Here is a 14,065-nt window from a genome sequence, read left to right as displayed (position 1 = left end):
ATATTCGGCTTGGCGACGCGTCAGCATAACAACAGGGGTGGGCCCGGGGCGCAAGTCTGGCTGCGGCCGCGCCCGATGGCGATGCGCTACGGTGGCGCACCGTCCGCGCGGCGCCCTCGGCGATACCAGCGCAACAGCGGCGACGCCGTTATCCCGTGCGCCACCACCGAACCCACAATGACCGCCAGCATCGCCGGGGCCAACACGCGCATGACGCCGCGCGGCGCCTGCTCCATCGCCAGCGACAGGTAGTAGAAGGTGCCCACGCCCCGGATGCCCAGCCACGCGGCCAACCCGCGCTGGCGCCCGTTCAACGACGACCCGGCCAACGCCAGCATGACGCTGGCGGGGCGCACCGCCACAAACAACAGCACGGTGGCGGCCAGCGGCATCCACGCCAGCAAGTCGCGCCAATAGGCAGAGACCACACATCCGATGATCAGCATCAAGCCCAGTTCCACCACGCGCTCCAGTCCGACCGAAATCGCCATCATCGATTCCGCCAGGTAGGCGTGCGCCAGCTGGGGGTCTTGCGCGCTTTGCTCTTGTTCCCTTGGCGTCACGTCCTGCACCGCCGCGCGCGGATTACGCCCGGCCCCCGTGGCGCGCAGCTCTTGCTGGCGCAGCGCTACGCCCGCGCAGAACACCGCCAGAAAGCCGTACCCATGCGCCAGCACGGTGGCCCCATAACAAAGCGCGATCAGGCCAAGGGCCAGGAACTCGTCCAGGCCCAGCGCGTTGCCGTAGCGGATGCGCAGCCAGGCGATCAGGCGTTCGCTCAGGGTGCCGATCAGCCAGCCGATGGCAATCGCCACGACGACGCTCCACACCAGTTGCGCCGCCAGCCACCCCGGCTGCGACAGACCCTCCGGCCCGGCGTTGCACAGCGCCACGCCCAGCAGCACGAACGGAAACGCGGCGCCGTCGTTTGCCCCGCCCTCGCCCGACAAGGCAAAGCGCAGCGGTTCGTCATCGCCCGCTTCCAGGGGCCGCAGTTCGTTGGCCAGCACCGGGTCCGTGGGCGCCACGGCGGCGGCCAGCAGCACCGAAGGCCCCAGCGGCAAGCCCAGGATCAAATGCGCCGCAGCCGTCATGATGCCGATCGTGAACAGCATGGCCGGCGCCGCCAGCCGCAGCGGTAACCGCCACAAGGGATCGCCGCAGGCCGCGCGCAGATGCATGCCGATGGCGAACAGCGACACCGGCAACGCGGCTTCGGTGATCAGCCGCAACGCGTGCCGGTCGTGCCATAAATCCAGGTGCAACAAGCCCAGACCGGCGGGTCCGATGGCAAAGCCGGCCGCCAGGTACACCATGGCGCCGGTCATGGGCAACGCGTCGATGGCGCGCTTGGCCAGCGCCATCAGCACCAGCAACGCGCCGATCAACACAAACCAGACCGCCTCGATGTTCATGACCGTGCTCCACGCAGGCGCCGGCAGGCCGCGCTATTCGCCCAGGAACTCCGACACGGCATCCAACCCTTCGATATGGTCGGCCACCACCTTCGCGATAAACGCGATGGGCACGGACAAGAGCGTGCCCCAGATGCCCCACAGCCAGGTGAACAACAGCAGCATCATGAAGACCGCCACCGAATTCATCCGGGCGATGCGGCCCGACATCCACGTGGTGACCAGCACGCCGATCAGCAAGGCGATGGCGACCGAGCTACCGGCCACCTGAAGCGCCGGCCCGATCTCGCCAAACTGAATCAACGCGGCCACCCCCGTGCCCACGGCCGTCAGCAGCGGGCCAAAGTACGGGATGATGTGCAGCGCGCCCGCCACCACGGCCCAGGTCGCGGCGTTTTCCAGGCCCAGCAGCCGAAACGCGCCCCACGACAGCACGCCCAGCGCCACGTTGGTCACCAGCATCATCGCCATGTACATGTGGATGGAGCTGTTGATCTGGTCCAGCATGTGCACGCTGATCTTTTTCTGCGACAAGGTCTTGCCCGCCACCTTGACGAACTTGCGCTTGAACGCATTGCCCGATAGCAGCAGGAAGAACACCAGGAACACGCTCATCGTCGCCTGGCCCAGGAAGGTGGCCAGGCCCTTGGAACCCCACAGCAGGAATTCGCTGAGTCCCGCGTCCGACTTGGCCACGACCACCTGGCGACCGGGCTGGATGCCGCCCGTTTCTTGCAGCACGCTGGCCGCGCCCTTGATGCGTTCGATGATGGACCCATCGCCGCTGGCGAAGCCGCCCAGCGTGCGCGAGATCTTGCCCGAGATTTCGGGCAAGGCGTCCACAATGGACGTGACCTGGCTTTGGGTCGCGTACACCACGCCCGCCAGCCCGAAGGCGATTACGGCCATCAGGATGATGATGCCGATCGGACGCGGCACGCGCACGCGTTCCATCAGCGCCACGGCGGGGTCTAAGGCGTACGCCACCACGATGGCCATCACCACGGGGACGATGAATTCCTGCGCCATCTTCAGCGAAAACAACACGGCCAGGACCGTCAGCGTGGTCAGACAGGCGCCGCGCGCCCACACGTGGGTGACGTTGGGCGCGGGCTCGGGGACGATGCCCGCATCCTGGACCGTGGCTTTTTCGCCCGAGGCACGATCATCCGGCCCCGACTTTTCCGCCGCGCGCTCTTCGGGCGACTCGGCTTTCGCTTCGTCGCCGCCCACCGCCGGGCCTGCCGTGTCCGGCACCTTGATGTCCGGCGTGTTGTTCGCCGGTGTCACGCTATCCATCCCGCCCCCAATTTCCGTTTTTGGCCAAAGTTCTTGGTCAAGCTTTTGGCTATCGCGATCAGCAAGTATCGTGCCCGACGCCGTTTAGCCCTTCACCGCCAGCAGGCCGGCCTGCCCTTCGTGACTGCGTTGCGCGCGTTCCAGGATGAATTCGATCAGCATCGAGATTGCACGCGGATGGTGACGATTGGGCATGTACAGCATATACATGCCGCGCCCAAAAATGCTTAAGCGCCAGGGCGTCAGCAGCGGCAGCAGTTCGCCCCGCGCAATGTCGTCGTGCACCACGTAGTCCGGCACCACGCCCACCCCCAGCCCGGCGCGGATGGCATCGCGCAGGAACGCGTAGTTGCGGGAAATCACCGTGGGTTCAAGCACCACGTGCTGGCGCGGCTGCCCGTCGTAATACGCCGACAGGCGCAGCGGCCTGCCGATCACGGCAGCGCTGATGACCGGCAGTTGCGCCAGGTCTTCCGGGCGGGCGGGCAGGCCCCGCGCGGCGGCATAAGAGTGGGACGCGCAGGCCACGTAGCGCACCTGGCCCAATTCGCGCGCCACCAGGTTCTGCGGGGGCTCGGACATGATGCGCACCGCGATGTCGACTTCGTCGCGCAGCAGGTCGTCCACGCTGTTCTCGAACAGCACGTCCAGCACGATGTCGGGATAAGCGGCCTTGAACTCCAGCAGCCACGGCGTCATCACGAATTGCCCGTAGCCGCTGGGCACGCTCAGGCGCACCTTGCCCTGCGGCGTCTTGCCCAACGTATCGACGGCTTCGCGCGCCGCCACCAGTTCGTCTTGAATGCTGCGGCCATGTTGATACAGCTTCAGGCCGATCTCGGTGGCCTCAACGTGCCGGGTCGTGCGCCGTACCAGCTGCATGCCGACCGACCGTTCCAGTTGGTTCAGGTGATAGCTGACATTGGCGCGCGTCATCTTGAGCCGGCGCGCGGCTTCACTCAGGTTGCCTGCGTCCAGGATATCGACCAGCAAGGTCAGGGATTTGGTGTCCATGGCGTCTCCTTGCGCGGCATTGTCAAATTTTATTATCCGTAGTGTCAATTCCCGATGCCATTGTCAAGACATCTTTACTGCGAAAGAATAAAGAAATAAGAGATCAGCGATACGCGAATAGCGACTAGCGATCAGCGATCAGCGATAAGCCGTTACCGGCTTGCCCAGGCGCCGCCCCGGCGGACGCCTTACCGGAGACAAGGACCCCATGACGGACAGCAGCACTGCCGGCGCCGCCCACGCGCGCCGCGACGAAGACATCCTGGTCATCACCCTGGACCACCCTCCCGTGAACGCCCTGAGCGCCGATGTGCGCCGCGACCTGGCCGACGCCATCCAGGCAGGCCAGGCCGACACGTCCGTGCGCGCCATTCTGTTGGTGGGCGCGGGCAAGAATTTCATCGCGGGCGCCGACATCCGCGAATTCGGCAAACCGCCCAAGCCGCCCGCTTTGCCCGACGTCTGCAATCAGATCGAAGCCAGCACCAAGCCCGTGGTCGCCGTGCTGCATGGCGCGGCGTTGGGCGGTGGGCTGGAAGTGGCGTTGGCCGCGCATTACCGCGTGGCGCTGGCCAGCGCCAAGCTGGGCTTGCCCGAAGTGAACCTGGGCCTGTTGCCCGGCGCGGGCGGCACGCAGCGCACGCCCCGCCTGATCGGCGCGGCCGCCGCGCTGGACCTGATGCTGTCGGGCAAGCACCTGTCCGCCGATGCCGCCTTGCGCGCGGGGCTGGTGGATACGCTGGCTGAGGGCGACGACCCCTTGGCCGCCGGGCTGGCCTACACCCGCCAACTGTTGGCACAGGGCGCCGGCCCGCGCCGCAGCCGCGACGCCACCGCCGCACTGGCCGACAAGGCCGCCGCCCTGGCCGAAGCCGCCGCCGCCGGCGAACGCGTCGCCCAGACCCTGCGCGGCTTGTATTCCCCCGCCAAGATCGTCGAAGCCGTGCGCGCCGCCATCGAACAACCGTTTGACGAGGGCCTGCGCACCGAACGCGCCTTGTTCCTGCAATGCCTGGACAGCCCGCAACGCGCCGGCCTGGTGCACGCCTTTTTTGCCGAACGCGAAACCACCAAAATCCCCGAGCTGAAGCAAGCCAGGCCGCGCCGCCTGGACAAGATCGGCGTGGTGGGCGGTGGCACGATGGGCGCGGGCATTGCCGTGTCGGTGCTGGACGCGGGGCTGCCCGTGGTCATGGTCGAGCAGGACGAAGCCGCGCTGGAACGTGGCCGCGCCCGCGTGGCGCAGGTCTACGACCGGCTGCTGAAAAATGGCCGCATCAGCGCGCAGGAACGCGAAGCGCGGCTGGCGCGGCTGACCGGCGCCACCACCTACGATGCGCTGGGCGACGCCGACCTGATCATCGAGGCCGTGTTCGAGGACATGGACGTCAAGCTGGCCGTGTTCGCGCAGCTGGACCGCGTGGCCAAAACCGGCGCGGTGCTGGCCACAAACACGTCTTACCTGGATATCAACCGCATCGCCGCGGCCACGCGCGGCCCCGCCAACGTGCTGGGCCTGCACTTCTTTTCGCCGGCCAACATCATGAAGCTGCTGGAAATCGTGGTGGGCGAACAAACCGCGCCCGACACGGTGGCCACCGGCTTTGAACTGGCGCGCCGCCTGCGCAAGACGCCCGTGCGCGCGGGCGTGTGCGACGGCTTCATCGGCAACCGCATCCTGGCCGTGTACCGCCAGGCTGCCGACATGATGATGGAAGACGGCGCATCGCCGTATGACATCGACGCCGCCGCGCGTGAATTCGGCTACCCGATGGGCCCGTATCAAATGGCGGACCTGGCGGGCGGCGACATCGGCTGGGCCACGCGCAAGCGCCGCGCCGCCACCCGAGACCCGGCGCTGCGCTATGTGCGCATTCCCGACCGCCTGTGCGAGCGCGGCTGGTTCGGCCAGAAGACGGGCCGGGGCTTTTACCAATATCCCGACGGCGCGCGCGTGGGCACGCCCGACCCCGAGGTGCTGGCCATCATCGATGAAGAACGCCGCCGCGCCGGCGTTACGCCACGCGCCTTTACCCACGAGGACATTGTGCGCCGATATCTGGCGGCCATGGTCAACGAGGCGGCCAACGTGCTGCACGAAGGCATCGCGCTGCGCCCCTCGGATGTGGACGTGGTGTTCCTGTCCGGCTACGGCTTTCCGCGCCATCGCGGCGGCCCGATGCACTACGCCGACAGCGTCGGCGCGGCGCAGGTGCTGGCCGACATCCGCGCCTTTGCCAAGGAAGACCCGGCCTTCTGGAAACCGTCGCCGTTGCTGGTGCGCCTGGCCGAATCCGGCGGCACCTTCGCCAGCTTGAACCAAGGCGCTTGAACGCGCGCCCCCACTTTTCTTTGGAATCCTTATGCGCGAAGCCGTCATCGTCTCCACCGCCCGCACCCCCATTACCAAGGCGGGGCGCGGCGAATTCAACCAGATTGCCGGGCCCACGCTGGCCGCGCACGCGGTGCGAGCCGCCGTTGATCGCGCCGGCATCGACCCCGCGCTGATCGAAGACGCCTTCATCGGCTGCGGCTATCCGGAAGGCACCACCGGCCGTAACATCGGCCGCCAAGCCGTCATCCGCGCCGGCCTGCCGGTCAGCGTGGGCGGCGCCACCATCAACCGCTATTGCGCGTCGGGCCTGCAAGCCATTGCGTCGGCCGCCGGCCGCATCGTGATGGACGGCGCGCCGGCCGTGATCGCGGGCGGCGTGGAACTGGTGTCCCAGATTCGCACTCGCGATGACGGCGTCAGCGGCATGGACCCGTGGATCCTGGCCAACAAGCCCGAGCTTTACCTGCCCATGATCGAAACGGCCGACATCGTGGCCGCGCGCTACGGCATCAGCCGCGAAGCGCAGGACCGCTTTGCCGCGCAAAGCCAGGCGCGCACCGAAGCCGCGCAGGCCGCCGGCCGCTATCGCGAAGAAATCATCGCCGTCACCACCACCATGTCCGTCACCGACCGCGCCACCGGCGTGGTCAGCGAACGCGAAGTCACGGTGGATAAGGACACCTGCAACCGCCCCGGCACCACCTACGAAGCGCTGGCAGGCCTTGCGCCCGTGCGCGGCGAAGGCCAGTTCGTTACGGCCGGCAACGCGTCGCAGCTGTCCGACGGCGCCGCCGCCTGCGTGCTGATGGAAGCGGCCGAGGCGCAGCGCGCCGGCATCCGCCCGCTGGGCGCGTTCCGGGGCCTGGCCATTGCCGGCTGCGAGCCGGACGAAATGGGCATCGGCCCGGTCTACGCCGTGCCCAAGCTGCTGGCGCGCCACGGCTTGAAGGTCGACGACATCGACCTGTGGGAACTGAACGAGGCGTTTGCGTCGCAAGCGCTGTATTGCCAGGAAAAGCTGGGCATCCCCATGGACCGCCTGAACGTGGACGGCGGCTCCATCGCGCTGGGCCACCCGTTTGGCGTCACCGGTGCGCGCCTGGCCGGCCATGTACTGATCGAAGGTCGCCGCCGTGGCGCCCGCTACGCCGTGGTCACCATGTGCATCGGCGGCGGCATGGGCGCGGCCGGCCTGTTTGAAATCTATGCTTGATTTAGCCTGAGGACCGTCATGGACTTGGAATTCACCCCCGAAGAAAACGCCTTTCGCGATGAGGTGCGCGCGTTCCTGGCGGCCAAGCTGCCGCGCCGCCTGTCCGACAAGGTCAACCTGGGCAAGCTGCTGACCAAGGACGACATGGTCCAGTGGCACGCCATCCTGAACGAACAAGGCTGGCTTGCCACGCACTGGCCCGTGGAATACGGCGGCACCGGCTGGAGCGCCACGCAGAAGTACATCTTTGACAACGAATGCGCGCTGGCCGCCGCGCCGCGCATCGTGCCCTTCGGCCTGAGCATGCTGGGGCCCGTGCTGATCAAGTACGGCAACGACGCGCAGCGCCAGTACTGGCTGCCCCGCATCCTGGACGGCAGCGACTGGTGGTGCCAGGGCTATTCGGAACCCGGCGCGGGCTCCGACCTGGCCTCGGTCAAGACCACGGCGGTGCGCGACGGCGACCACTACATCGTCAACGGGCAAAAGACGTGGACCACACTGGGCCAGTACGCCAACATGATCTTCTGCCTGGTGCGCACATCGCAGGAAGGCCGGCGCCAGGAAGGCATCAGCTTTTTGCTGATCGACATGAACAGCCCCGGCATTGAAGTGCGCCCCATCATCACGCTGGACGGCGAACACGAAGTCAACGAGGTGTTCTTCTCGGACGTGCGCGTGCCGGTGGCAAACCTGGTGGGCGAAGAGAACCGTGGCTGGACCTGCGCCAAGTACCTGCTGACTTACGAACGCACCAACATCGCCGGCGTGGGCCAGTCCACCGCCGCGCTGGAACGCTTGAAGGCGGTGGCCGCCAAGCAGAAAAAGAACGGCCGCCCCTTGGCCGAAGACTCCGACTTTGCCGCGCGGCTGGCGCGCGTGGAAATTGAATTGGCCAACATGCGCACCACCAACCTGCGCGTGGTGGCGGCGGTGGCGGGCGGCGGCGCGCCGGGTGCTGAAAGCTCCATGCTGAAGATACGCGGCACGCAGATCCGCCAGGAAATCACGGCGTTGAACCGCCGCGCGATGGGCCCGTACGCGCGCCCCTTCGTGCCCGAAGCGCTGCACGACGGCTATGACGCCGAACCCATCGGCCCCGAGGGCGCCGACAGCGCCGCCGCGCAGTACTTCAACAACCGCAAGCTGTCGATCTTCGGCGGCTCCAATGAAATTCAAAAGAACATCATTTCAAAGATGATCCTGGGACTGTAAGGGCCGGCCATGAACTTTGAACACACCGAAGACCGGCGCATGCTTTCCGACATGCTGCGCCGCTTTGTCACCGAGCAGTACGACTTTGCGACCCGCGAACGCAACGCCCAATCGCCCCAGGGGTATAGCGAACAATTCTGGCGCCGCTACGCCGAGCTGGGCGCGATCGGCGCCTTGTTCACCGAAGCCGATGGCGGGCTGGGCGGCGCGGGGTTCGATATCTCCGTCGTCTTCGAGGCGCTGGGGCGCGGACTGGTGGTCGAGCCCTTTCTGGACGCCTTGATGGTGGGCAGCGCCATTGCCGCCGCCGGCACGCCCGCGCAGCGCGAAGCCCTGGACGGCCTGATCGCGGGCGGCATCACGGCGGCGCTGGCGCAGGCCGAACCGGACTCCGGCTACGAACTGTCGCGCGTCAGCACGCGCGCCGAACGCTTGGGTGACGGCTGGGTGCTGAACGGCGCCAAGGCCGTCGTCACGGCGGGCGAACATGCCGACCTGTTCCTGGTGTCGGCGCGCACGTCGGGCGCGGACGACGACGAAGCGGGCATCAGCCTGTTCCTGGTCAGCGCGGGCACACCCGGCGTGGGCGTGCGCGGCTATGGCTTGATCGACGGCGGACGCGCGGCCGAAGTCACGCTGGACAACGTCAAGCTGGGCCCCGATGCGCTGCTGGGCGACGTGGATGCGGGCCATGCGCTGCTGGAACGCGCCGTGGGGCGCGGCATCCTGGCGCTGTGCGCCGAAGCCGTGGGCGCGATGGACTGCGCCCGCGACGCCACCTTGGAATACTTGCGCACACGGCGCCAGTTCGGCACGCCTATCGGCAGCTTCCAGGCCTTGCAGCACCGCATGGCGGATGTCTTGCTGGAAATTGAACAGGCGCGCTCGGCCGTCATCAACGCCGCCGCCGCGCTGGACCACCCGGACCGGGCCACGCGTGAACGCGCGCTGTCCGCCGCCAAGTTCACCATCGGCCGCATCGGCACGCTGGTGGCCGAAGAAAGCATCCAGCTGCATGGTGGCATCGGCATGACCTGGGAATTGCCGCTGGCCCACTACGCCAAGCGTCTGGTCATGATCGACCACCAACTGGGTGACGAAGACCACCACCTGCGCCGCTACATCGCGCTGGCGCAGGCGTGAACGGAGGTCGGCACACCATGACGCAGGCCCACGCCGCCCCGCCCTTGTCGCCACCATTCTCGGCGCCGTTCCCCGTGCGCAGCGCCGCCGACGTACAGCGCCTGCAAGCGCGGCCGCTGGCCGAAACGCTGACGGTGCAGAGCACCTACGAGATCTTCCGCAACTCGGCCGCGGCCTTCGGCGACAAGACCGCGCTGACCTTCCTGCGGTCCGCCGACCCGGACGACGAGGCCATCCGCTGGAGCTACCGCGAGTTGTTGGCCGGCATCCACCAGACGGCCAACCTGCTGCACGACCTGGGCGTGCGCGCGGATGACGCCGTGGCGGTCATGCTGCCCGGCTGCCTGGAATACCACCTGGCGCTGTGGGGCGGCGAAGCGGCCGGCATCGTCCAGCCGCTGAACCCGATGCTGACCGAAGACAAGCTGGCGTCCCTGATGACGACGGCGCGCGCCAAGGTGCTGATCGCCTATGGCGCCGAGGCTGAATGCCAGATGTGGACCAAGGCCCTGCGCCTGCGCGACCGCGTACCGACCTTGCAGACGATCCTGCGCGTGGCGCCCCACACCGAAGCGCTGTCCGACCGGCCCGCCTTGCCCGATTACGCGCTGGACTTCAACGCCAACCGGTCCGCGCAACCCGCCAGCCGCCTGCTTAGCGAACGCGTGATTCGCGCCAGCGACGTGGCGGCCTATTTCCACACGGGTGGCACCACCGGCGCGCCCAAGCTGGCCATCCACACCCACGCCAACCAAGTCTTTACCGCCTGGGCGGCCGTGCAGTTGCAGAACGCCGGGCCGACGGACGTGGTCATCAACGGCTATCCGCTGTTTCACGTAGCGGGCGTGTTGCCGGCGTCGCTGGCGGCCTTGTCCGCGGGCGTGGAAACCGTCATCCCCACGCCCATGCTGCTGCGCAACCGCGAGGTGCTGCGCAACTACTGGCGGCTGGTGGAAAAGCACCGCGCGACCTCGTTGCAAGGCGTGCCGACGATACTGGCGGCCTTGGCCGACGTGCCGCTGGCGGGCGCCGATATTTCATCGCTGCGCTATTGCCGCACGGGCGCCGCCCCCTTGCCGGCCGAACTGGCCGCGCGCTTCAAGCGGCTGTTCGGCTTGCAGGTGAACGAAAGCCTGGGCATGACGGAGATGGCCGGCATATCGTCCATCACCCCGCCCGGCTCGGTGTTTCCGGTCAATTGCGTGGGTTACCCGCTGCCTTACGTGCAGGTGCGCATCGTGGGGCTGGACGTGCCCTCGGGCCAGGCCGCGCGCGACCTGCCGCCCGGCACGCCCGGCATGGTGCTGTTCAAGGCGCCCAACGTGATCCCCGGCTTTCTGGACCCGGAAGACACCGCCCGCGCCTTCACGGAAGACGGCTGGCTGATCAGCGGCGACGTCGGCTTTATGGACGGCGAAGGCCGGCTGCACCTGCAAGGCCGCGCCAAGGACCTGATCATCCGGGGCGGCCACAACATCGATCCAAAAACCATCGAGGACGCCTTGGCCACGCACCCCGGCGTGCACCTGTGCGCGGCGGTGGGCGCGCCGGACGCTTACGCCGGCGAGCTGCCCGTGGCCTTCGTCACGCTGATGGAGGGCGCGCAGGTCACAGAGGCCGAACTGGTCGCCTACGCCGCCGCCCATGTGGATGAAGGCCCGGCGCGGCCCAAGCGCGTGATCGTGCTGGACGCCATGCCCATGACCAATGTGGGAAAGATCTACAAACCCGATTTGCGCCGCCTGGCCACTGCCGTTTCGGTAGAGGCCGTGGTGGCGCGCACCCTGCAAGCGGCCGGCCTGACGGAAGACAGCAAGATCTTCCGCGTGCTGGCCGATGCACAACCGGACGTCGCCGTCCAGGCGGACGCCGACGCGCCCGCGCCGCTGAAGGAGCAGCTGCGCGAGGCGTTGGCGCGATTGCCGGTGAAGGTGGCCTTGCGCGACTGAACCGACGCCGCCCCCCGCCCTTTCAGCGACAGCCGACGACCGACCACAACACGACCACACATCACAACAACACCACAGGAGACAACCCCATGCCGAAGATGCCTTTGCGCCGCGCCTGCCTGGGCGCATTGCTGCTTGCCGCCGTTGGCGCCGCCGTGCCGCTGGCCGCCAGCGCGCAAGCCGCTTTTCCCACCAAGCCCATCACCCTGATCGTGCCGTTCCCCGCGGGCGGCTCCACCGACCGGCACCTGCGCATCGTGGCGCAGGACGCCTCGAAATACCTGGGGCAACCCGTCATCGTGGAAAACCGCCCCGGCGCGGGCGGCACGCTGGGCACGGCCACCATGGCGCGCACCGCCAAGCCCGACGGCTACACGATTGCGCTGTACACGCTGGCGATGCTGCGCATGCCCTACATGCAGAAAAGCAGCTGGGACCCGATCAACGATTTCAGCTTCATCATCGGCTTGTCGGGCTACACGTTCGGCTTCACGGTGCGCTCGGATTCGCCGTACAAGACGTTCAACGAGTACATCGAGGCCGCCCGCAAGGCGCCCGGCACCATCGACTACGGCTCCACGGGCATTGGCTCGTCGCCGCATCTGCTGATTGAAGAAATCGCCATCAACGCCAAGGTGAAGCTGAACCACGTGCCGTTCAAGGGCAACGCCGACATGCAGCAAGCGCTGCTGGGCGGCCACGTCATGGCGCAAAGCGACGCCACGGGCTGGGACCAGTTTGTGGACTCGGGCAAGATGCGGCTGCTGGTGACCTTTGGCGAAAAGCGCACCACGCGCTGGCCCGACGTGCCCACCGCGCAAGAGCTGGGCTACAAGGTCGTGTCCACGTCGCCGTATGGTTTGGCGGGCCCCAAGGGCATGGACGCGGCCGTGGTCAAGACGCTGCATGACGCCTTCAAGAAAGCGCTGTTCGACCAGGCCAGCATGGACGTGATGAAGCAACTGAACCAGCAACCCGCCTACCGCAACAGCGAAGACTACAAGGCCTGGGCGCAGGCGACGTATGTGAAGGAAAAGGGGTTGATCGAGTACCTGGGGCTGATGGCCAAGGATTGATGCCGGGGGCTGCGCGCGCGGGCATGGACGCGGCGCGAGCATAGCGGACAGGCAGGACAGGCAGGACAGGCAGGCAGATTGGCGGATAAACCACCTTGTATCCGAAATTTGTATGCAAAAAATGTTTGTCTTTCCTGTCCGGCTTTTTGATAGACTGGCTGCCCGATGATTTTGCCCCTGCGGCCGCCGCAGCCGCGCCCCATGACCCAGGAAGTTTCCACAGATCCCAGCGCCGACGATATCGCCCGCGAAGTTTCCGCCGCCATCGTGGCGCACAAGCTTCCGCCCGGCACCCGGCTGCGCGAAGAGGCGCTGGCGCGGGTCTACAAGGTCAGTCGCACCAAAATTCGCGCGGCCCTGCTGATGCTGTCCAAGGACAAGCTGATCAACATCGTTCCCGACAAAGGTGCGTTCGTCAGCAAGCCCGACGCCAACGAAGCGCGCGAGGTCTACGCCGTGCGCCGCATCCTGGAAGCCGCGCTGGCCAAGGAATTCGTGGCGCGCGCCACGGCCGCCGACTACCGCCGCATAGACGCCCACCTGGCCGAAGAACGCGCGGCGCTTGAAGCCGGCGACGTGCAAAAGCGCAACCATTTGCTGGGCCATTTCCACATTCTGCTGGCCGAAGCCGTGGGCAACTCGGTGCTGACCGGCATGCTGCGCGAACTGTCGGCGCGCAGTGCCGTGATTACCGTGCTGTACCAAAGTTCGCACGACGCCAGTTGCTCGTCGCAAGAGCACCACGCCTTTATCGAGGCGGCGCGCGCGGGCAATACCGAACGCGCCTGCGCGCTGATGGACGAGCATCTGGAACACGTGCAGACGGCGCTGAACTTCACCGACGACAGCCAGGGCGGCAGCGATCTGGTGACGGCGTTGCTTAGCTAAAGCCTGTTTCCAAGGCCGTCTCCGAGCTACACCGCCCGCTTAGTTCGGCAAGGCGGTTCAGCCTTCGAACTGGTGGTAGACCTTGGCGATGACCTTCCAGCCGCCATCGATCTTGATCAACGTCAGAAAGTCGTTGTAATCCGCGCCGATCGCGTCCTTCTCCATATCAACACGCACCACGGCCGTGGTCGGCGTGATTGCCAGCACGTCCAGGCGCGTGGCGATGTCAGGCGCCCGACCATTCTTCTTCACAAAATCGAACAGGTTGCCGATGGGGCCACCCAGCAGCGCACCGTTGGTGAATCCGTACATCACGGCGTCGGGATGAAAGGCTTGAGCAACGCCTTCGGCGCTGCCAAGACGCAGGCCATCGACGTATTTCTGCGCGACTGCGATAACGGCATCGTAGTCTTGGGTCGCGACGGGTTTGAGGTTCTTGCTCATGATGTTGTCCTTGGAGTCGGGGTGGGGAAAGCAGGTAAAGGAAGGGAAGGAACGACGGAAGGGAAGGAACGACG

11 protein-coding genes are annotated in these 14,065 nt (G+C 66.8%); 7 read left to right on the top strand and 4 right to left on the bottom strand.

Annotation, left to right across the window (positions count from 1 at the left end):
* Window positions 1–86: 86 nt before the first annotated feature.
* The 3 genes from V6F88_RS02825 to V6F88_RS02815 all read right to left on the bottom strand — a co-directional run bounded on the left by V6F88_RS02825 (window position 87) and on the right by V6F88_RS02815 (window position 3,728).
* A complete protein-coding gene (locus tag V6F88_RS02825) occupies window positions 87–1,415 on the bottom strand; it encodes a cation:proton antiporter (RefSeq protein ID WP_332607827.1) in 1,329 nt (442 codons plus the stop codon).
* A gap of 33 nt (window positions 1,416–1,448) precedes the next feature.
* Window positions 1,449–2,714, bottom strand: coding sequence for an AI-2E family transporter (locus tag V6F88_RS02820; RefSeq protein ID WP_332607825.1), 1,266 nt, complete (start codon window positions 2,712–2,714; stop codon window positions 1,449–1,451).
* Window positions 2,715–2,798: 84 nt separating this feature from the next.
* Window positions 2,799–3,728 carry a LysR family transcriptional regulator gene (locus tag V6F88_RS02815; RefSeq protein WP_332607824.1) on the bottom strand — a complete coding sequence of 310 codons (930 nt, stop codon included), beginning with the start codon at window positions 3,726–3,728 and terminating at the stop codon, window positions 2,799–2,801.
* A 208-nt stretch (window positions 3,729–3,936) separates the two neighbouring features.
* On the opposite strand from V6F88_RS02815, the gene V6F88_RS02810 reads away from it, so the two are divergent.
* From V6F88_RS02810 to V6F88_RS02780, 7 genes are all read left to right on the top strand, one after another.
* Window positions 3,937–6,060, top strand: coding sequence for a 3-hydroxyacyl-CoA dehydrogenase NAD-binding domain-containing protein (locus V6F88_RS02810; RefSeq protein WP_332607823.1), 2,124 nt, complete (start codon window positions 3,937–3,939; stop codon window positions 6,058–6,060).
* A 31-nt stretch (window positions 6,061–6,091) separates the two neighbouring features.
* Window positions 6,092–7,276, top strand: a complete 1,185-nt coding sequence (locus tag V6F88_RS02805; protein ID WP_332607822.1) for an acetyl-CoA C-acyltransferase — start codon at window positions 6,092–6,094, stop codon at window positions 7,274–7,276.
* A gap of 18 nt (window positions 7,277–7,294) precedes the next feature.
* Complete coding sequence (locus V6F88_RS02800; protein WP_332607821.1) at window positions 7,295–8,491, top strand: acyl-CoA dehydrogenase family protein; 1,197 nt, start codon at window positions 7,295–7,297, stop codon at window positions 8,489–8,491.
* A gap of 9 nt (window positions 8,492–8,500) precedes the next feature.
* Window positions 8,501–9,634, top strand: coding sequence for an acyl-CoA dehydrogenase family protein (locus tag V6F88_RS02795; protein WP_332607820.1), 1,134 nt, complete (start codon window positions 8,501–8,503; stop codon window positions 9,632–9,634).
* A 17-nt stretch (window positions 9,635–9,651) separates the two neighbouring features.
* Window positions 9,652–11,583: an acyl-CoA synthetase gene (locus V6F88_RS02790; protein ID WP_332607819.1), complete on the top strand. Its 1,932-nt coding sequence runs from the start codon at window positions 9,652–9,654 to the stop codon at window positions 11,581–11,583.
* Between the two features lie 89 nt (window positions 11,584–11,672).
* Window positions 11,673–12,659, top strand: coding sequence for a tripartite tricarboxylate transporter substrate binding protein (locus V6F88_RS02785; protein WP_332607818.1), 987 nt, complete (start codon window positions 11,673–11,675; stop codon window positions 12,657–12,659).
* Window positions 12,660–12,860: 201 nt separating this feature from the next.
* Window positions 12,861–13,547 carry a GntR family transcriptional regulator gene (locus V6F88_RS02780; protein WP_332607817.1) on the top strand — a complete coding sequence of 229 codons (687 nt, stop codon included), beginning with the start codon at window positions 12,861–12,863 and terminating at the stop codon, window positions 13,545–13,547.
* A 57-nt stretch (window positions 13,548–13,604) separates the two neighbouring features.
* Here V6F88_RS02780 and V6F88_RS02775 read toward each other — a convergent pair whose 3' ends face one another.
* Window positions 13,605–13,991: a nuclear transport factor 2 family protein gene (locus tag V6F88_RS02775; protein WP_332607816.1), complete on the bottom strand. Its 387-nt coding sequence runs from the start codon at window positions 13,989–13,991 to the stop codon at window positions 13,605–13,607.
* Window positions 13,992–14,065: the final 74 nt, after the last annotated feature.

The sequence above is a fragment of the Achromobacter sp. ESBL13 genome (assembly GCF_036668755.1).
Classification (GTDB): domain Bacteria; phylum Pseudomonadota; class Gammaproteobacteria; order Burkholderiales; family Burkholderiaceae_B; genus Achromobacter.
The sequence above is the reverse complement of the archived record's forward strand: the minus strand, read 5'-3'. Positions and strand labels throughout refer to the sequence as shown.

Coding starts and splice junctions, on each gene's coding strand:
- V6F88_RS02805 (WP_332607822.1), top strand. CDS start 6,092: ATGCGCGAAGCCGTCATCGTCTCCACCGCCCGCACCCCCATTACCAAG.
- V6F88_RS02825 (WP_332607827.1), bottom strand. CDS start 1,415: ATGAACATCGAGGCGGTCTGGTTTGTGTTGATCGGCGCGTTGCTGGTG.
- V6F88_RS02795 (WP_332607820.1), top strand. CDS start 8,501: ATGAACTTTGAACACACCGAAGACCGGCGCATGCTTTCCGACATGCTG.
- V6F88_RS02790 (WP_332607819.1), top strand. CDS start 9,652: ATGACGCAGGCCCACGCCGCCCCGCCCTTGTCGCCACCATTCTCGGCG.
- V6F88_RS02820 (WP_332607825.1), bottom strand. CDS start 2,714: ATGGATAGCGTGACACCGGCGAACAACACGCCGGACATCAAGGTGCCG.
- V6F88_RS02815 (WP_332607824.1), bottom strand. CDS start 3,728: ATGGACACCAAATCCCTGACCTTGCTGGTCGATATCCTGGACGCAGGC.
- V6F88_RS02785 (WP_332607818.1), top strand. CDS start 11,673: ATGCCGAAGATGCCTTTGCGCCGCGCCTGCCTGGGCGCATTGCTGCTT.
- V6F88_RS02810 (WP_332607823.1), top strand. CDS start 3,937: ATGACGGACAGCAGCACTGCCGGCGCCGCCCACGCGCGCCGCGACGAA.
- V6F88_RS02780 (WP_332607817.1), top strand. CDS start 12,861: ATGACCCAGGAAGTTTCCACAGATCCCAGCGCCGACGATATCGCCCGC.
- V6F88_RS02775 (WP_332607816.1), bottom strand. CDS start 13,991: ATGAGCAAGAACCTCAAACCCGTCGCGACCCAAGACTACGATGCCGTT.
- V6F88_RS02800 (WP_332607821.1), top strand. CDS start 7,295: ATGGACTTGGAATTCACCCCCGAAGAAAACGCCTTTCGCGATGAGGTG.